This is a genomic window from Streptomyces scabichelini, from assembly GCF_011045015.1.
In the GTDB taxonomy this organism is placed as follows: domain Bacteria; phylum Actinomycetota; class Actinomycetes; order Streptomycetales; family Streptomycetaceae; genus Streptomyces; species Streptomyces scabichelini.
On the sequence record NZ_JAAKZY010000197.1, the window covers coordinates 1 to 18,443 of the forward strand.

The following is an 18,443-nucleotide window of genomic DNA, read 5'->3' on the forward strand; positions in this document are numbered from 1 at the left end:
TTTCGGTGGTCATAGCGTGAGGGAAACGCCCGGTTACATTCCGAACCCGGAAGCTAAGCCTTACAGCGCCGATGGTACTGCAGGGGGGACCCTGTGGGAGAGTAGGACACCGCCGAACTAATATTGAAAGAGCTGGTCCCCGAACTTCGGTTCGGGGACCAGCTCTTTTCTGTTGTGCGTCACTTGGAGTTCACGTTGCGCGATCAGCATCCGGAGCATGGGGACTGTAGGAATGCTCAGGGCCGCAGGCGTCGGTGTCGGTGACGAGGTCATCGTGCCGGCGTTCGGGAACGTCGAGGTCGCCGAGGCCGTGAGCCTGACCGGTGCGATGCCGGTGTTCGCCGACATAGATCCGGCGACGTACTGCCTCGATGTCGCCGCTGTCGACGCCGTCATTGGGCCGCGGACGGTGGCCGTGGTCGCCGTGCACCGCTTCGGTCGGCCGGCTGACATCGGATGGCTGCGGAACGTAGGACAGCGGCATGGTCTCCTGGTGCTGGAGCAGAGTGAGTCCGAGGCGCCGTACGACGGGATCGAGCAGCGCAGGGCTCATGCCGCGTATCTGGACAGGCGGTTGAGCGGTGTGCGAACGCCGGAGCACGGTAAGGGGCACACGTATCAGCAGTACGTCGTGCGGGTGCCGGGTAATGGGCGGCCCGACCGGGATGCCTTCGCACGGGCCGTGCGGGCCAGGGGAGTTGAGTGCCGGGTGCCGGTGAAGACGCCCGTGCACCGGATGCCCGGGTTCCGTCGGGACATATGTCTGCCGGAGACCGAGCGGGCCGCGGACGAGACGCTGGCGCTGCCCGTGCACGCTTCTTTGACGAAGCGCGAGATGCATCGCATCGTGTCCGCGTGCAATGCGCTCGGTGGGTTGTTGCAGCCTGCCTTCTAGTCGAACACGGTTGGGAGCACTCTGCCGTTCGGGGTATGATCTATGCCGTTGCCGCGAGGAAATCACGCCAGCGCAACAGGCCCCTATAGCTCAGTCGGTAGAGCGTCTCCATGGTAAGGAGAAGGTCAACGGTTCGATTCCGTTTGGGGGCTCTGACGGAAAAGGCCTCCGCCCGATTGGGCGGGGGCCTTTTCCGTGTTCCGGACTTCAGTACGTCAGTCTTGAGTACGTCAGTCTTTGTGGAGGCCCGGAACGCGCATGGCCAGGATGGCCATGTCATCTGACGGGGCGTCGGAGGCGAAGCGTTCGACTGCGCGCATGATGCGGGCGGCGACGGCGCCGGCCGTCAGGCCCGTGCAGGTGGTGAGGACGTCTGTGAGGCCGTCGTCGCCCAACATGCGTGTGCCCTCGCGGCGTTCGGTGACGCCGTCCGTCACGCACAGGAGGACGTCGCCCGGCTCGAGCGTCACCGTCTGCTCGTACAGCTCGAGGTCCTCCATGACGCCGAGGAGAGGCTGCGGTTCGGCGGCCGGTTCCACAGTGCCGTCCTGGCGCAGGCGCAGCGGGAGCGGATGGCCGGCGCAGACGATCTTCAGGACGGCGCTGCCGTCCTCCTGGGGCCACAACTCGCCGTACAGGAGCGTCAAGAAGCGGCTGCGGGCGCCCTCGTCGAGGATCGCGGAGTTGAGGCGCTCCAGGACGGCGGGACCGCCGAAACCCTCGCGGGCGAGGAGGCGGAGGGCGTGGCGCGCCAGACCTGTGACCGCCGCGGCCTCCGGGCCCGTGCCGCAGACGTCGCCGATGGCGAAGCCGTACGCGCTGTCGCGGATCGGGAAGACGTCGTAGAAGTCGCCGCCTACCTCGTTGCCCTCGCCCGCGGCGCGGTAGATGACCTCGACCTCCACGCCCTCGATGTCGGGGAGTTCGGGGGGCAGGAGGCTGCGCTGGAGGGACTGGCTGATGGCCATGCGCTCCGAGTACAGGCGGGCGTTGTCCAGGGCCAGGGCGGCCCTTCGGGAGAGGTCCTCGGCCAGTTCCAGAATCTCCTGGCGGAAGTGTTCGTCCGACGGCTTGCCGAGCGTCAGCATGCCGATGACGCGGTTGCGGGCCACCAGGGGGAGTACGACCGTTTCGCCGCCGACCGCGGAGGCCGTGGCGAGCGTCGTGCCGATGCCGGAGCTGACCGTCGCGGGCTCGCCGCGGCCCAGGCTGCGCATGGAGGTGCGCAGGGCCGCCTCGTGGGCCGCCTCCGCCGGGGCCGACCAGACGCGGGCGCCCGGGGTCGGGATCGGGTCCGGTGGGGAGATCTTGGAGAGGAGGGCCTTGAGGCCGTCGATGCGCTCCTCGTCCTCGTGCAGGACGTACGAGAGATACGGCTCCGAGGCCTGGTCGGCGATCGTGTAGACGGCGCACCAGGTGGCCAGGGTCGGGACCGTCATCTGGGCCATCAGGGCCAGCGTCTGGTCGCGATCCAGAGTGCCCGCGAGGAGGTCCGAGGCCTCCACGAGGAAGGACAGCGAGCCGCGGCGCAGCTTCTCCAACTCGCCGAGGCGGGCGGATTCGACGGCGAGTGCGATGCGGTCGGCGGCGAACTGAAGACGCAGGGCTTCTTCGTTCGAATACCGGGCGGGGGACTCCGCCGCGACGCCGAGCGAGCCCGTGAGGCGGCCCTCGACCTTCAGCGGGACCGTGACGACCGAGCGCATGCCCGTGCCGTTCAGCAGCGGTACGGCGCCCGGGACGGCCGTGAGGTCGTCGTGGACGGCCGGCATCCGCGCCGAGCCGTAGCGGCCGGGGCCCGCCTCCACAGGGACGCGAGCGAAGCGCTGGCGGGCGGAGGGGAGCCCCGTGGAGGCGCGTACCTCCAGCTCGGTCTCGTCGTCGGTGGCCAGGAGCAGGAAGGCGGAGTCGCCGTCGAGCATGTCGCGGGCGCGTTCCACGGTGCGCTGGAGGAGGCCGTCGAGGTCGTCCGGGGCCGGGGAGCCGATGAAGACCTCGAAGGGGTCGGTGCCCTGGCTCCCTTCGGGGTGTGTTGCCGAGTCCGCGGCGGGTACGCGCAGGGGAGTCTGAAGGACGGCGCGCTCGTGATCCCGTACGAGAAGACAGACCGTGGAGGGCTCGCCGCCGGTGTCGCGGACGCGCAGATGCGAGGCGTACACGGGTGTCACGCGGCCGTTGGCGCCGCGGATGCCGTAGCTGCCCTCCCAGCGCGAGAGCTGGAGGGCCTCGACGATGCCGGTGCTGGTGCCGGGGGTGTGCGGCCAGGCCGCGAGGTCGGTCAGTGGTTTGCCGACGACCTGCTCGGCCGCGTATCCGAAGAGCTCCTCCGCGTCCTCGCTCCAGGCGGAGATGGCGCCGACGCGGTCGATCTGGACCACGGCGACGCGTACGCGTCCGTCGGCGAGGGGTAGCAGGTCGGCGGGCAGCGCGGGTCCGGCGGTGCGGGTGCCCACCGGGCGGTCCGGGAGGTCGAGTTGGAACCAGACCTGCTTGTGGGTGGGCGTGTACTGGACGCCCCAGCAGGTGGCCAGGGCGGCGCACAGCTGCAGGCCGCGGCCGCCCTCGCGGTCGGGGCTGCCCATGTTGACGGCGGTCGCCTGGAGTGGAATCTCCCGTTCGGGGTAGCGGTCCGCTACTTCGATGCGTACGCCGTCATCCGTGCGCAGACACAGGACATCGGCGGATGTGCCCGCGTGCACCACGGCGTTGGTGACAAGCTCGCTGGTGAGGACCACGGCGTCGTCGACGATGTCACTGAAGCCCCAGCCCTGGAGGGTGTCACGGACGAAGGACCGAGCGGTCGCGACGGACCGCCCGACGGGGTCGAAGCTGGCGGCCGCGCGGGCGGTGATCACAGCACTCCTTGTCCGGCTCTCTTCGGGCAGGGCTTCGTGGCCGACCCGTTCCTGCCGCGGCAGATGACGGTTGCCTGTCGGCCCGGGATCCTGGGGCTGTCCCCCAGGATGCAGTCCGGTGGTCATGGTGAGGCCGCCCCTCCGATGCCTGCCCGCTCGTGCTCGTGCCACCGCCCAGGCCGGACGGACCGGTGTGGCTGGACAGCCGCATGCAAGGTTACTTACCTTCGCCGTCCATGCGGATGCCGGTCACCACAGTGTTTCCGTCCAGGAGGGTGTGTGCGGACGATGTGCGAAGCTGCCGAACTGTTATGGCCTGGTTCTGCCACGGTGAAACACTGGGCAAGCTTCAAGAGATGGTCCGAACACGCACAGCAGTACCCGAGCACGCCGAGCAGTAACGGTCGACCCTTGCGGGAGGGACACAGTGGAGTCTGGCGCAGCGACGCGGGGCAATAAAGCGCGCGCGAAAGGCGGACAGTCCCTGAGTAATCAGCGCAAACCGCGCAACGGGACCACGGAAGTGGACACTGCCGCGCTGAACAGACTGCTCGTGGCCCTGGTGTCCATGCGGGACGGGAACTTCCGCAAGCGACTGACCGTGTCGGGCGACGGTGTCATGTCCGAGATCGCGGCGGTCTTCAACGAGGTGGCCGACCGCAATCTGCATCTGACGGGCGAGCTGTCGCGCGTACGGCGCATGGTCGGTCGAGAGGGAAAGCTCACAGAACGCCTGGAGACGGGCGTCTGCGAGGGTTCCTGGGCCTCGGCGATCGACGCGTCCAACGCGCTGGTCGACGACCTCGTACGCCCTGTCTCCGAGGTCGGACGGGTGCTGTCGGCGGTGGCCGAGGGCGACCTGTCGCCGCGTATGGATCTGCGGGCGCAGGCGGCGGACGGCAACGGGCATCCGCTGCGCGGGGAGTTCCTCAAGGTCGGGCGCACGGTCAACAACCTGGTCGACCAGCTGTCCACGTTCACCGACGAGGTCACGCGCGTGGCCAGCGAGGTGGGCACGGAGGGCAAGCTGGGTGGACAGGCCCGGGTGCGCGGTATGTCCGGTTCGTGGAAGGATCTCACGGACTCCGTCAACACGATGGCGTACCGGCTGACCGCACAGGTGCGTGACATCGCACTCGTGACAACGGCGGTCGCCAAGGGTGACTTGTCCCGGAAGGTCACGGTTCATGTGGCCGGCGAGATGCTGGAGCTCAAGAACACCGTCAACACGATGGTGGACCAGCTCTCCTCGTTCTCCTCCGAGGTGACGCGAGTCGCGCGCGAGGTCGGTACGGAGGGCGAGCTCGGCGGCCAGGCGCAGGTGCCGGGTGTGGCCGGAGTGTGGAAGGACCTCACCGATTCGGTGAATCTTATGGCCGGCAATCTGACGTCCCAGGTGCGCGGCATCGCCCAGGTGACGACGGCGGTCGCCAATGGCGATCTGTCGCAGAAGGTGACCGTTTCGGCACGCGGTGAGATGGCGCAGCTCGCCGAGACGATCAACCAGATGACCGAGACGCTGCGTACGTTCGCGGACGAGGTCACCCGGGTCGCCAACGAGGTCGGCGGCGAGGGGCGGCTCGGCGGTCAGGCGAATGTGCCGGGTGCGGCGGGAACGTGGAAGGACCTCACCGATTCGGTGAACACGGTCTTCCGGAACATCACCACCCAGGTGCGGGACATCGCCTCGGTGACGACGGCGGTGGCCAGCGGTGACCTGTCGCAGAAGGTCACCGTCGATGTGGCCGGCGAGATGCTGGAGATGAAGAACACCGTCAACACGATGGTCGACCAGCTGTCGTCCTTCGGTGACGAAGTCACGCGGGTGGCGCGGGAGATCGGTGTCGAGGGTGAGCTGGGCGGCCAGGCGCAGGTGCCGGGCGCGGCCGGCACCTGGAAGGACCTGACGGACTCCGTCAACACGGCGTTCCGGAACCTCACCGGTCAGGTGCGCAACATCGCGCAGGTGACGACGGCGGTCGCCAACGGCGATCTGTCGCAGAAGGTCACCGTGGACGTCTCCGGCGAGATGCTCGAGCTGAAGAACACCGTGAACACGATGGTGGACCAGCTGTCGACCTTCGCCGACCAGGTGACGCGCATGGCGCGTGACGTGGGTACGGAGGGCCGGCTCGGCGGTCAGGCGCGCGTGGACGGCGTCAGCGGTACCTGGAAGGACCTCACCGACTCCGTCAACTTCATGGCGGGCAACCTGACGTCCCAGGTGCGGCAGATCGCCCAGGTGACGACGGCGGTGGCGCGCGGCGACCTGTCGCAGAAGATCGAGGTCGACGCGCGCGGCGAGATCCTGGAGCTCAAGAACACCATCAACACCATGGTCGACCAGCTCAGCGCCTTCGCGGAGCAGGTGACCCGGGTGGCCCGTGAGGTGGGTACGGACGGCCGGCTCGGCGGTCAGGCGCAGGTGCCCGGCGTCGCCGGTGTGTGGCGCGATCTGACCGACTCCGTGAACGGCATGGCGGGCAACCTCACCTCCCAGGTGCGCAACATCGCGCAGGTCGCGACCGCGGTGGCCCGCGGTGACCTGTCGCAGAAGATCGACGTGGACGCGCGCGGCGAGATCCTGGAGCTGAAGAACACCCTCAACACGATGGTGGACCAGCTGTCGAACTTCGCCGAGCAGGTCACGCGGGTGGCCCGTGAGGTGGGCACGGAGGGCATTCTCGGCGGCCAGGCCGAGGTGCAGGGTGTCTCCGGCACCTGGAAGGACCTCACGCAGTCTGTGAACTTCATGGCGAACAACCTCACCATTCAGGTGCGGCAGATCGCCGAGGTCACCACGGCGGTCGCCAAGGGCGACCTGTCCAAGAAGATCACCGTCGACGCGAAGGGCGAGATCCTCGAGCTCGTCACCACCGTCAACACGATGGTGGACCAGCTGTCGAACTTCGCCGAGCAGGTCACGCGGGTGGCCCGTGAGGTGGGCACCGACGGCAATCTCGGCGGTCAGGCGCGGGTGCCCGGTGTGACGGGCATCTGGAAGGACCTGAGCGACAACGTCAACGTGATGGCCAACAACCTGACCGGCCAGGTGCGCAACATCTCCCAGGTCGCGACGGCGGTGGCCAACGGCGACCTCACCAAGAAGGTCACGGTCGAGGCGAGCGGCGAGATCGCCCAGCTCGCGGACACCGTCAACACGATGGTGCGGACGCTGAGTTCGTTCGCCGACCAGGTCACCCGGGTGGCCCGCGAAGTGGGCACGGACGGCATCCTGGGCGGCCAGGCGCACGTCCCGGGGGTCGCCGGTACGTGGAAGGACCTCACCGAGTCCGTGAACGGCATGGCGTCCAACCTGACCGGCCAGGTGCGCAACATCGCGATGGTCACCACGGCCATCGCCAAGGGCGATCTGACCAAGAAGATCGACATCGACGCGCGCGGCGAGATCCTGGAGCTCAAGACCACCATCAACACGATGGTCGACCAGCTCTCTTCCTTCGCCGAGGAGGTCACCCGCGTCGCCCGTGAGGTGGGCACGGAGGGCCAGTTGGGCGGCCAGGCGCGCGTACGCGACGTGGACGGCACCTGGCGCGACCTCACCGAGTCGGTGAACGAGATGGCCGGGAACCTGACCCGGCAGGTACGTGCCATCGCGCGCGTGGCGACCGCGGTGACCCGCGGCGACCTGAACCTGAAGATCGACGTGGATGCCTCCGGCGAGATCCAGGAACTTCAGGACTACATCAACAAGATGATCGCCAACCTGCGCGACACCACCATCGCCAACGAGGAACAGGACTGGCTGAAGGGCAACCTCGCCCGGATCTCCGCTCTGATGCAGGGCCGCCGCGACCTCGCCGACGTGGCCTCGCTCATCATGAGCGAGCTGACTCCGGTGGTCTCGGCGCAGCACGGCGCGTTCTTCCTGGCGATGCCCCTGGACGACGGCAAGGATCTGGGCGCCGCGAACGACGACTCGTACGAGCTGCGCATGCTTGGGCACTACGGCTACTCCATGGGGTCCATGCCGACGTCGTTCCGGCCCGGAGAGACGCTGATCGGGACGGCCGCCAAGGAGAAGCGGACGATTCTCGTCGACAATGTGCCGCCCGGGTACCTGAAGATCGCCTCCGGGCTCGGTGAAGCGCCCCCGGCGCATGTCATCGTGCTGCCGGTGCTCTTCGAAGGGACCGTTCTGGGGGTGATCGAGCTGGCGTCGTTCCAGCCGTTCACGCAGATCCAGAAGGACTTTCTCAACCAGATCGCCGAGATGATCGCGACGAGCGTCAACACGATCGCCGTGAACACCAAGACCGAGGTGCTGCTCAAGCAGTCGCAGGAGCTGACCGAGCAACTGAGGGAGCGGTCGGCCGAGTTGGAGAACCGGCAGAAGGCCCTCCAGGAGTCCAACGCCGAACTGGAGGAGAAGGCCGAGCTGCTGGCCCGGCAGAACCGCGACATCGAGGTCAAGAACACCGAGATCGAGGAGGCGCGGCAGGTCCTGGAGGAGCGCGCCGAGCAACTCGCGGTCTCCATGCGCTACAAGAGCGAGTTCCTCGCGAACATGTCGCACGAGCTGCGTACGCCGCTCAACTCGCTGCTGATCCTGGCCAAGCTGCTCGCCGACAACGCGGACTCCAACCTCACCCCGAAGCAGGTCGAGTTCGCCGAGACGATCCACGGGGCGGGCTCCGACCTGCTCCAGCTGATCAACGACATCCTGGACCTGTCGAAGGTCGAGGCGGGCAAGATGGACGTGTCGCCGACCCGGATCGCGCTGGTCCAACTCGTCGACTACGTAGAGGCCACTTTCCGTCCGCTGACGGCAGAGAAGGGCCTCGACTTCTCCGTACGCGTCTCGCCCGAGCTGCCCGCCACGCTGCACACGGACGAGCAGCGGCTCCTTCAGGTGCTGCGCAACCTGCTGTCCAACGCGGTGAAGTTCACCGACTCCGGAGCGGTCGAGCTGGTCATCCGGCCTGCGGGCGCGGACGTGCCCGTCGCCATCCGTGAGCAGCTTCTGGAGGCGGGTTCGCTGCGGGACGCGGACGCCGATCTGATCGCGTTCTCCGTGACCGACACCGGCATCGGCATCGCCGGCAGCAAGATGCGGGTGATCTTCGAGGCGTTCAAGCAGGCGGACGGCACGACGAGCCGGAAGTACGGCGGTACGGGACTGGGGCTGTCCATCTCACGGGAGATCGCGCGGCTGCTGGGCGGCGAGATCCACGCCCAGAGCGAGCCGGGACGGGGCTCCACGTTCACGCTGTATTTGCCGCTGCACCCGAGCGAACTGCCCCCGCAGGGCTACCCGCAGCTCGCCGCGCCGGCGATGGACAACGGAGCGCTCCTCGGGCCTGTGGCGGACGAGGACGGGCCCCAGGCGGAGACGCCCGCCGAGGTCAAGTCGTACCAGGAGACCCAGAACGGGGCCGCCGCGCTCTTCAGGCGCCGCCGCAGGGCGCTGCCCGCGGCGGGACAGCGGCCCACGCTGGCGGGGCACCAGGCGCAGGTCCAGGAGCCCTGGGCCGCGCGTGGCCAGGAGGGGGTCGCCCAGTCACGCGGCGTCGTCCACTTCGAAGGCGAGAAGGTGCTGATCGTCGACGACGACATCCGCAACGTGTTCGCGCTCACCAGCGTCCTGGAGCAGCACGGCCTGTCGGTGCTGTACGCCGAGAACGGCCGCGAGGGCATCGAGGTCCTGGAGCAGCACGACGACGTGACGGTCGTCCTGATGGACATCATGATGCCCGAGATGGACGGGTACGCGACCACGTCGGCGATCCGTCGGATGCCCCAGTTCGCCGGCCTGCCGATCATCGCCCTCACCGCGAAGGCGATGAAGGGCGACCGTGAGAAGGCGATCGAGTCGGGGGCTTCCGACTATGTGACGAAGCCGGTCGATCCCGATCATCTGCTCGAGGTGATGGAGCGGTGGATGCGCGAGCGGTGACCAACTGAGGTCCCCGGGTTCAGGTGAAGCCGGAGACTCGAAGGGGCGGGGCACACGGAGCTGCTGACTGACTGTGCCCGCCCCCGTGTAGAAACCCGGGATTCGGGGAACCTTCTGGTCTCCTGCCGCGTTTCTGCTACGTGCACAGTGACATCGCGGTGACAGGGTGTGGCGACAGGCGGGGTGCGGCTACCATGACCGGCACAAGGACGGGCGACGTAAGGGAGTCGTCCCCTGGGGCGGCGCCCGGTGCACTGCCGGGGCGAGGAGGACGGGCCATGGTGCAGAAGGCCAAGATCCTCCTGGTCGATGACCGGCCGGAGAATCTGCTGGCGCTGGAGGCCATCCTCTCTGCGCTCGATCAGACACTGGTTCGGGCATCGTCCGGGGAGGAAGCGCTCAAAGCACTACTCACGGACGATTTCGCGGTCATTCTGCTGGATGTCCAGATGCCGGGCATGGACGGTTTCGAGACCGCCGCGCACATCAAGCGGCGGGAGAGGACCCGGGACATCCCGATCATCTTCCTCACCGCCATCAACCACGGCCCGCACCACACCTTCCGGGGGTACGCGGCGGGCGCCGTGGACTACATCTCCAAGCCGTTCGACCCGTGGGTGCTGCGCGCGAAGGTCTCCGTCTTCGTCGAGCTCTACATGAAGAACTGCCAACTCCGGGAGCAGGCGGCCCTGTTGCGGCTCCAGCTGGAAGGCGGTGGCGGCAAGACCGCGGTCGGCGAGGCCAAGGAGCCCGCCGGGCTGCTCGCCGAACTCTCCGCGCGGCTGGCGGCCGTAGAGGAGCAGGCCGAGGCGCTGTCCAAGCAGCTCGACGACGACTCGGCGGACGCGGCGGCGGTGGCGACCGCGGCCCATCTCGAACGCAAACTCACGGGATTGCGCCGGGCACTGGACGCGCTGGAGCCGGGGACGGGGAGCGGGGCGGCTTCGCTGCCTTCGCAGAACTGAGTTCGCAGAACCGCGGGGGCACCGCATCGGTTCGGCCGGGTGCGAGCTGAGCCGAACGGCCCTGTTCTCCGGTGTCCTTCGGCCGCCAAGTCACGTACGCCGCTTGAGGTCCGGTCAGTTTGGCGCCTCGACAGATGCGACACGAACGAGTGAAGCAGAAGGCACACGTGTCCGCAGTGGTCTCCCCCGGTAACCTCACACCCATGGCCTCACGTCAGCCCGCAGCCAAGAAGTCGCCCGCGAAGAAGGCGGCCGCTCCGAAGAAGGCTGCGGCGAAGAAGGCCCCCGCGAAGAAAGCCCCGGCGAAAAAGGCGCCGGCGAAGAAGGCCGCGGCCAAGAAAGCCGCACCGCCCAAGCCGGCTCCCAACCCCACGGGGGGCGTGTACAGGCTCGTGCGCGCCCTGTGGCTCGGGGTCGCGCACGCCGTCGGCGCCGTGTTCCGCGGCATAGGGCGGGGCGCGAAGGGGCTCGATCCGGCGCATCGAAAGGACGGTCTCGCCCTGCTGCTGATCGCCCTCGGGCTGATCGTCGCCGCGGGCACCTGGTCCAACCTCCGCGGCCCCGTCGGGGACCTCGTCGAGCTGTTGGTGACCGGTGCCTTCGGCCGCCTCGATCTGCTCGTGCCGATCCTGCTCGCTGTCATCGCCGGGCGCCTCATCCGGCACCCCGAGAAGCCCGACGCCAACGGACGCATCGTCATCGGCCTGTCCGCACTTGTGATCGGCGTGCTCGGCCAGGTCCACATCGCCTGCGGGGCACCCGCGCGCAGCGACGGAATGCAGGCGATAAGGGACGCCGGCGGGCTCATCGGCTGGGGTGCGGCGACGCCCCTGACGTACACGATGGGTGAGGTCCTGGCCGTACCGCTCCTCGTGCTCCTCACGGTCTTCGGGCTCCTGGTGGTCACGGCGACTCCCGTCAACGCCATCCCGCAGCGGCTGCGGCTGCTCGGGGCCAAGCTCGGCCTCGTACAGCCGCAGACGGCCGACGACGGCGTCAGCGAGGACGACGAGCGCTACGACGACCAGTGGCGCGAGGCGCTGCCCGCACGCTCCAGGAGGCGCCGCTCCGCACCTCAGGAGCCCGAGGCATACGACCCGGACAGCGCCGAGCAAGAGGCGCTCTCCAAGCGCCGGAGCCGCCCCAGGCGGCCCGCGGTGCAGCAACCCGCCCCGGACCGGCAGATGGACGCGGTCGACGTGGCCGCGGCGGCCGCAGCGGCGCTCGACGGCGCCGTGATGCACGGGATGCCGCCCTCGGCGCTGGTGGCCGATCTGACGCAGGGCGTCGGGGCGGACCGTGGCGGGCGTGAGGACACGGGCCGGCGCGAGGAGACGACGCCGGTACCTGCCGCGCGCAGCAAGGGCGCCAAGGGGGGCAAGCCCAAGCAGGAGATGCTGAAGGCCGAGGTCGCCGACCTGACCAAGGCGCCCCCGGAGGAGCCGCGCGAACTGCCGCCGCGTGCCGAGCAGCTCCAGCTCTCCGGCGACATCACGTACTCCCTGCCGTCGCTCGACCTCCTGGAGCGCGGTGGCCCCGGCAAGGCGCGCAGCGCCGCCAACGACGCCATCGTCGAGTCGCTCACCACCGTCTTCACCGAATTCAAGGTCGACGCCTCCGTCACGGGCTTCACGCGCGGCCCGACGGTCACGCGGTACGAGGTCGAGCTCGGCCCCGCCGTGAAGGTCGAGCGCATCACCGCGCTCACCAAGAACATCGCGTACGCCGTCGCCAGCCCGGACGTGCGGATCATCAGCCCGATCCCCGGCAAGTCGGCGGTCGGCATCGAAATCCCCAACACCGACCGCGAGATGGTCAACCTGGGCGATGTGCTGCGGCTGGCCGACGCGGCCGAGGACGACCACCCGATGCTGGTCGCGCTCGGCAAGGACGTCGAGGGCGGCTATGTGATGGCCAACCTCGCGAAGATGCCGCACGTGCTGGTGGCCGGAGCGACCGGTTCCGGCAAGTCGTCGTGCATCAACTGCCTGATCACGTCGGTCATGGTCAGGGCGACTCCAGAAGACGTCCGCATGGTGCTCGTCGACCCCAAGCGCGTCGAACTCACCGCGTACGAAGGCATTCCGCACCTGATCACGCCGATCATCACCAACCCGAAGCGGGCCGCCGAGGCACTGCAGTGGGTCGTACGGGAGATGGATCTGCGCTACGACGACCTCGCGGCGTTCGGGTACCGGCACATCGACGACTTCAACGAGGCCATCAGGAACGGCAAGGTCAAGCTGCCCGAGGGCAGCGAGCGCGAGCTCAACCCGTACCCGTATCTGCTGGTGATCGTCGACGAGCTCGCGGACCTGATGATGGTCGCCCCCAGGGACGTGGAAGACGCCATCGTGCGGATCACGCAGCTCGCGCGCGCGGCCGGCATCCATCTCGTCCTCGCCACGCAGCGGCCCTCCGTGGACGTCGTCACCGGTCTGATCAAGGCGAACGTGCCGTCCCGGCTGGCCTTCGCCACCTCCTCGCTCGCCGACAGCCGCGTCATCCTCGACCAGCCGGGTGCTGAGAAGCTGATCGGCAAGGGCGACGGGCTGTACCTGCCGATGGGCCAGAACAAGCCCACCCGCATGCAGGGCGCCTTCGTGACGGAGGAGGAGGTCGCCGCGGTCGTCCAGCACTGCAAGGACCAGATGGCCCCGGTCTTCAGGGACGACGTCGTGGTCGGCACCAAGCAGAAGAAGGAGATCGACGAGGACATCGGCGACGACCTGGACCTGCTGTGCCAGGCGGCCGAACTGGTCGTCTCCACGCAGTTCGGGTCCACCTCGATGCTGCAGCGCAAGCTGCGCGTCGGATTCGCCAAGGCCGGACGGCTGATGGACCTCATGGAGTCCCGCAACATCGTCGGTCCGAGCGAGGGTTCCAAGGCTCGTGATGTTCTTGTGAAACCTGACGAGCTGGACGGCGTGCTCGCGGTGATCCGTGGGGAGGCTCAACCGTAAGGAATCACCGTCAGGAATCGGTGCGGGCCGGGTACCTGTTCGGGTGGGCCGACGACACGCGCGGAATCGGCCGTGACCCATCCGTAAAGAAACGGCGAGCAACCGTTTCCCTTCGGCGCACGTCAAGTTGAAGGAAGGGACAGCTGCATGTCCCACCATCAGGATGTCGGGCCATTCTGATGGCGTACAAAGTCCTACCGCCCGGTTGCCCCACCCTTTCGCACCCCCCCTAGACTGAACCTCCAGCACAGGTGGCTACACGCTCGAAAGGCGCCCCCGTGTCCATCGGCAACTCCCCTGAGGACAACTCCCCTGAGGACGAGCGTCCCTTCGAAGAGGACGATCGTCCTTCGATCGGCCGTGCGCTGCAACAGGCACGCATCGAAGCAGGGCTGACCGTCGACGAAGTCAGTAGCGCCACCCGGGTCCGCATGCAAATCGTGCACGCGATCGAGCAGGACAACTTCGCCGCCTGCGGCGGCGACGTCTACGCGCGCGGCCACATCCGGACCCTGGCACGCGCCGTGCACATCGATCCGGACCCGCTGCTCGCCCAGTACGCTGCCGAACACGGCGGGCGTCCGGCGCCGACGCCGGCGGCGCCGCTGTTCGAGGCGGAGCGCATCCGTCCGGAGCGACAGCGGCCCAACTGGACCGCGGCCATGGTCGCCGCGATCGTCGCCGTGATCGGCTTCGTCGGGTTCACGCTGTTCAGCGACAGCAACGACGGAGCCGATGCGAAGACGCAGGTCGCCGAGGGTTCCACGCCCGCCACCAGCAAGTCCCCCAAGCCGAAGCCGACCAAGTCCGCCGCCCCCACACCCGACCCGTCGGACAGCGCCATCGCGGCCGCGCCCCGGGACAAGGTCACCGTCATGGTGATCGCGGACGACGGCCGCAGCTGGATCTCGGCGAAGGACCACAACGGACGGTTGATGTTCGACGGGCTCCTGAAGCAGGGCCAGTCCAAGACATTCCAGGACAAACAGCAGATCGACCTCGTCCTCGGTGACGCAGGCATGATCAAGCTGTTCGTCAACGGCAAGGAGATCGAGGACGAGTTCCAGGATGGTCAGGTCGAGCGCCTGACGTACACGAAGGGCGATCCCGAGGTCGGCTAGCCGCACGACTTTCCGGGCAGGCGGGCATCGGCTTTTTCGGGCAGGCGGGCACGGGGTTGGCCAAGATCGGCCAACCCCGTCGACGTGGGCTGTCAGTGGGACGAAGTAGTCTTGAGTCCATGCCTGAACGCCGTACCGTCGCACTTGTCACTCTTGGCTGCGCTCGTAACGAGGTGGACTCGGAGGAGCTCGCAGGCCGCTTGGAGGCGGACGGCTGGCACCTCGTGAAGGACGCCGAGGAAGCGGACGTCGCCGTCGTCAACACGTGCGGCTTCGTCGAAGCCGCCAAGAAGGACTCCGTCGACGCGCTCCTGGAGGCGAACGACCTCAAGGGGCACGGCAGAACCCAGGCCGTCGTCGCCGTCGGCTGCATGGCCGAGCGGTACGGCAAGGAGCTCGCCGAAGCGCTGCCCGAGGCCGACGGCGTACTGGGCTTCGACGACTACGCGGACATCTCCGACCGGCTCCAGACGATCCTGAACGGCGGGATCCACGCCGCGCACACCCCGCGGGACCGCCGCAAGCTGCTGCCGATCAGCCCTGCCGAGCGGCAGGAGTCCGCTGCCGAGGTCGCACTTCCCGGGCACGGCCCCGCCGATCTTCCGGAGGGGCTCGCTCCGTCCTCGGGCCCCCGTGCGCCCCTGCGGCGCCGTCTCGACGGCTCTCCGGTCGCCTCGGTGAAGCTGGCCTCCGGCTGCGACCGGCGCTGCTCGTTCTGCGCCATCCCGTCCTTCCGCGGCTCCTTCATCTCGAGGCGGCCGTCCGACGTCCTGGGTGAGACGCGCTGGCTGGCCGAGCAGGGCGTGAAGGAGATCATGCTGGTCTCCGAGAACAACACCTCGTACGGCAAGGACCTGGGCGACATCAGGCTCCTGGAGACGCTGCTGCCCGAGCTCGCCGACGTCGACGGGATCGAGCGGGTGCGGGTCAGCTATCTGCAGCCCGCCGAGATGCGGCCCGGGCTCATCGACGTACTGACCTCGACGCCGAAGATCGCGCCCTACTTCGACCTGTCCTTCCAGCACTCCGCTCCCGATGTGCTGCGCGCGATGCGGCGCTTCGGGGACACCGACCGGTTCCTGGAGCTGCTCGACACGATCCGCGGCAAGGCCCCGCAGGCCGGCGTGCGGTCCAACTTCATCGTGGGCTTCCCCGGCGAGAGCGCGGACGACCTGGCCGAGCTGGAGCGGTTCCTGAACGGCGCGCGGCTGGACGCGATCGGCGTCTTCGGGTACTCCGACGAGGAGGGCACGGAGGCGGCGACGTACGGGAACAAGCTGGACGAGGACGTCGTCGCCGAGCGGCTGGCCCGGGTCTCGCGGCTGGCGGAGGAGCTGGTCTCGCAGCGGGCGGAGGAGCGCGTCGGCGAGACCGTGGAGGTGCTCGTCGAGTCGCTCGACGCCGCCGAGGGCGCGGTCGGCCGCGCGGCGCACCAGGCGCCGGAGACCGACGGTCAGGTGCTGTTCACGAGCGGCGAGGGCCTGACGGTCGGTCGTATGGTCGAGGCGAAGGTGGTCGGTACGGAAGGTGTCGACCTGGTGGCCGAGCCGCTCCTGGGCTCGCTCGCAGGTCCTGAGGAGGCTGCCAGATGACGGGAGTCCCGGCATCCGCGGCGGGCGGCCCCGGCACGCCCGGTACGCATGGTGCCGCCGCGTCCGGTACGGGCGCTTCCGGTGCTCAGGGCTCGAAGTCGTCGCGCGGCGGGAAGCTGGGCGCCGTGGCCGTCAACCAGGCGAGTCTCTGGAACGTTGCCAACCTCCTGACCATGCTCCGCCTCGTCCTCGTACCGGGCTTCGTCGCGCTGATGCTGGCCGACGGCGGATACGACCCCGTCTGGCGGGCCTGGGCCTGGGCCGCCTTCGCGGTCGCCATGATCACCGACATCTTCGACGGCCACCTGGCGCGTACGTACAACCTCGTCACCGACTTCGGGAAGATCGCCGATCCGATCGCCGACAAGGCGATCATGGGAGCGGCGCTGATCTGTCTGTCCTCGCTCGGCGATCTGCCGTGGTGGGTGACGAGTGTCATCCTCGGACGGGAACTGGGAATCACCCTGCTGCGTTTCCTCGTTATCCGCTACGGCGTCATTCCGGCGAGCCGCGGCGGCAAGATGAAGACGCTCGCCCAAGGCACGGCGGTCGGGATGTACGTCCTGGCGCTGACGGGACCACTGGCGACGCTGAGGTTCTGGGTGATGGCTGTGGCGGTCGCCCTGACCGTGGTGACCGGGCTCGACTATGTGAGACAAGCCATTGTGCTGCGACGCCAGGGTCTCGCCGAACGGAAAGCCGCGGCCGAGGAGGCGAAAGGATGACCTCCAGGGCTGCTGACGTGCTGAGACTACTGAGAGTGAGGGGCGAGACGCTCGCTGTCGCAGAGTCGCTGACGGGTGGTCTGGTGGCAGCGGAGATCACCGCGGTACCGGGGGCCTCCAAAGCCTTCCGCGGTTCCGTGACCGCGTACGCCACCGAGGTGAAGCGGGATGTACTCGGCGTCGACGCCACCCTGCTGGAACAGTGCGGGGCGGTGGATCCGCAGGTCGCGGGCCAGATGGCGGCCGGCGTACGCAAGGTGCTCGGCGCGGACTGGGGCGTCGCGACCACCGGCGTCGCGGGGCCGGAAGCGCAGGACGGGCAGCCGGTGGGCACGGTTTTCGTTGCCGTCGACGGGCCTTCAGTGGCGCTCGGCGGCGGTATTGGTGGCGGGAAAGTGGCTGCGCTGCGGTTGAACGGCGGCCGGACGGAAATCCGTATGGAGAGTGTACGGAGCGTGCTCGGGCTTCTCCTGGAGGAGCTCGAGCACGAACACATGGGAAATGAGCGGGCACAGGATACGGAACAGAACGGGGGGAATTGATGTTTGCAGCCCTGAGTGAACACGACATCGCTCCCCGCACGGCCGCAGCGCAAGGCGGTACGGTGGGGCGAGAAGGATTCGGCTACACGGCCCGAGGAGGGAGCCACCGATGATTCTGCTCCGTCGCCTGCTTGGTGACGTGCTGCGTCGGCAGCGCCAGCGCCAGGGCCGTACTCTGCGCGAAGTCTCCTCGTCCGCCCGAGTTTCACTCGGCTATCTCTCCGAGGTGGAGCGGGGGCAGAAGGAGGCTTCCTCCGAACTGCTCTCCGCGATCTGCGACGCGCTGGACGTACGGATGTCCGAGCTCATGCGAGAAGTGAGCGACGAGCTCGCACTCGCCGAGCTGGCCCGGTCGGCAGCGGTCACTGAGCCTGTGCCCACGCCGGTACGCCCGATGCTCAATTCCGTGTCAGTGACCGGAGTGCCACCCGAACGAGTGACGATCAAGGCGCCGGCCGAAGCGGTCGACGTGGTCGCCGCCTGACGGTCGCGGGCTTGTGGTCGTGAGCGTGCGCTCACGGTGCGTGGCCGTGAGTACGTGCTCATGAGCTGAAGAACTGTGTGAGGGCCCCGATCGGGGCCTCTCCAGGAAGACCTGGAGAGGCGCGGTCGGGGTTTTTGCGTTGCCGGAGGGCGACCGACCGGGTTTTGCGTTTCGGTTTCATTACTTTTGCCCCCGTTTGCCGCTGCATCTCGGGGCGGTGATGGTGGAGGGGTTGGGGGCGCGCGAAACGGAGTGACGGCGCCGCCGGTGTTGTCGGTGCGCTGGATGCGCCTCGTTGGAATTGATGCGCCCTGCCGGTGGGTGACGGTGGCGGTCTAGCGTCGGTTGGCGGGTTTGGAGGTGGCGCCATGGCGGGGCGGGCAG

At 68.4% G+C, this 18,443-nt stretch carries 10 protein-coding genes, 1 tRNA gene and 1 rRNA gene; 11 read left to right on the top strand and 1 reads right to left on the bottom strand.

The features are described from left to right. Position 1: 1 nt before the first annotated feature. The 3 genes from rrf (at position 2) to G5C60_RS39735 (ending at position 1,047) form a co-directional block, all read left to right on the top strand. A 5S ribosomal RNA gene (gene rrf / locus G5C60_RS39725) occupies positions 2-118 on the top strand. A gap of 114 nt (positions 119-232) precedes the next feature. Further along, the gene (locus G5C60_RS39730) at positions 233-895 is read left to right on the top strand and encodes a DegT/DnrJ/EryC1/StrS family aminotransferase (RefSeq protein WP_165267131.1); all 663 of its coding nucleotides are present in this window, start codon (positions 233-235) and stop codon (positions 893-895) included. Between the two features lie 79 nt (positions 896-974). Further along, positions 975-1,047, top strand: a tRNA-Thr gene (locus tag G5C60_RS39735). A 78-nt stretch (positions 1,048-1,125) separates the two neighbouring features. Here the strand turns inward: G5C60_RS39735 and G5C60_RS39740 are convergent. Continuing rightward, positions 1,126-3,876 carry a SpoIIE family protein phosphatase gene (locus G5C60_RS39740; protein WP_165267115.1) on the bottom strand — a complete coding sequence of 917 codons (2,751 nt, stop codon included), beginning with the start codon at positions 3,874-3,876 and terminating at the stop codon, positions 1,126-1,128. A gap of 301 nt (positions 3,877-4,177) precedes the next feature. On the opposite strand from G5C60_RS39740, the gene G5C60_RS39750 reads away from it, so the two are divergent. The 8 genes from G5C60_RS39750 to G5C60_RS39785 all read left to right on the top strand — a co-directional run bounded on the left by G5C60_RS39750 (position 4,178) and on the right by G5C60_RS39785 (position 18,059). After that, positions 4,178-9,667 (top strand): HAMP domain-containing protein, encoded by a 5,490-nt coding sequence (locus G5C60_RS39750; RefSeq protein ID WP_338146064.1) that lies wholly within the window; start codon positions 4,178-4,180, stop codon positions 9,665-9,667. Between the two features lie 278 nt (positions 9,668-9,945). Continuing rightward, positions 9,946-10,632 (top strand): response regulator, encoded by a 687-nt coding sequence (locus G5C60_RS39755; RefSeq protein WP_165267119.1) that lies wholly within the window; start codon positions 9,946-9,948, stop codon positions 10,630-10,632. A gap of 203 nt (positions 10,633-10,835) precedes the next feature. Next, entirely contained in the window at positions 10,836-13,595 is a 2,760-nt protein-coding gene (locus G5C60_RS39760) for a DNA translocase FtsK (protein ID WP_241267410.1), read from the top strand. 278 nt (positions 13,596-13,873) lie between these two features. Beyond that, positions 13,874-14,716, top strand: coding sequence for a RodZ domain-containing protein (locus tag G5C60_RS39765; protein ID WP_165267123.1), 843 nt, complete (start codon positions 13,874-13,876; stop codon positions 14,714-14,716). Between the two features lie 119 nt (positions 14,717-14,835). Beyond that, a complete protein-coding gene (gene rimO / locus G5C60_RS39770) occupies positions 14,836-16,308 on the top strand; it encodes a 30S ribosomal protein S12 methylthiotransferase RimO (RefSeq protein WP_165267125.1) in 1,473 nt (490 codons plus the stop codon). Beyond that, positions 16,305-17,033: a CDP-diacylglycerol--glycerol-3-phosphate 3-phosphatidyltransferase gene (gene pgsA, locus G5C60_RS39775; protein WP_165267127.1), complete on the top strand. Its 729-nt coding sequence runs from the start codon at positions 16,305-16,307 to the stop codon at positions 17,031-17,033. Before rimO ends, pgsA begins: the two co-directional genes overlap by 4 nt. Next, complete coding sequence (locus tag G5C60_RS39780) at positions 17,030-17,575, top strand: CinA family protein (RefSeq protein WP_165267129.1); 546 nt, start codon at positions 17,030-17,032, stop codon at positions 17,573-17,575. Before pgsA ends, G5C60_RS39780 begins: the two co-directional genes overlap by 4 nt. 109 nt (positions 17,576-17,684) lie before the next feature. Then, complete coding sequence (locus G5C60_RS39785) at positions 17,685-18,059, top strand: helix-turn-helix domain-containing protein (protein ID WP_138043457.1); 375 nt, start codon at positions 17,685-17,687, stop codon at positions 18,057-18,059. Positions 18,060-18,443 lie beyond the last annotated feature (384 nt).

Excerpts from the sequence above, each read along its gene's own strand:
- G5C60_RS39730 (WP_165267131.1), top strand. The coding sequence starts at position 233 with ATGCTCAGGGCCGCAGGCGTCGGTGTCGGTGACGAGGTCATCGTGCCG.
- G5C60_RS39740 (WP_165267115.1), bottom strand. The coding sequence starts at position 3,876 with ATGACCACCGGACTGCATCCTGGGGGACAGCCCCAGGATCCCGGGCCG.
- G5C60_RS39755 (WP_165267119.1), top strand. The coding sequence starts at position 9,946 with ATGGTGCAGAAGGCCAAGATCCTCCTGGTCGATGACCGGCCGGAGAAT.
- G5C60_RS39760 (WP_241267410.1), top strand. The coding sequence starts at position 10,836 with ATGGCCTCACGTCAGCCCGCAGCCAAGAAGTCGCCCGCGAAGAAGGCG.
- rimO (WP_165267125.1), top strand. The coding sequence starts at position 14,836 with ATGCCTGAACGCCGTACCGTCGCACTTGTCACTCTTGGCTGCGCTCGT.
- pgsA (WP_165267127.1), top strand. The coding sequence starts at position 16,305 with ATGACGGGAGTCCCGGCATCCGCGGCGGGCGGCCCCGGCACGCCCGGT.
- G5C60_RS39780 (WP_165267129.1), top strand. The coding sequence starts at position 17,030 with ATGACCTCCAGGGCTGCTGACGTGCTGAGACTACTGAGAGTGAGGGGC.
- G5C60_RS39785 (WP_138043457.1), top strand. The coding sequence starts at position 17,685 with ATGATTCTGCTCCGTCGCCTGCTTGGTGACGTGCTGCGTCGGCAGCGC.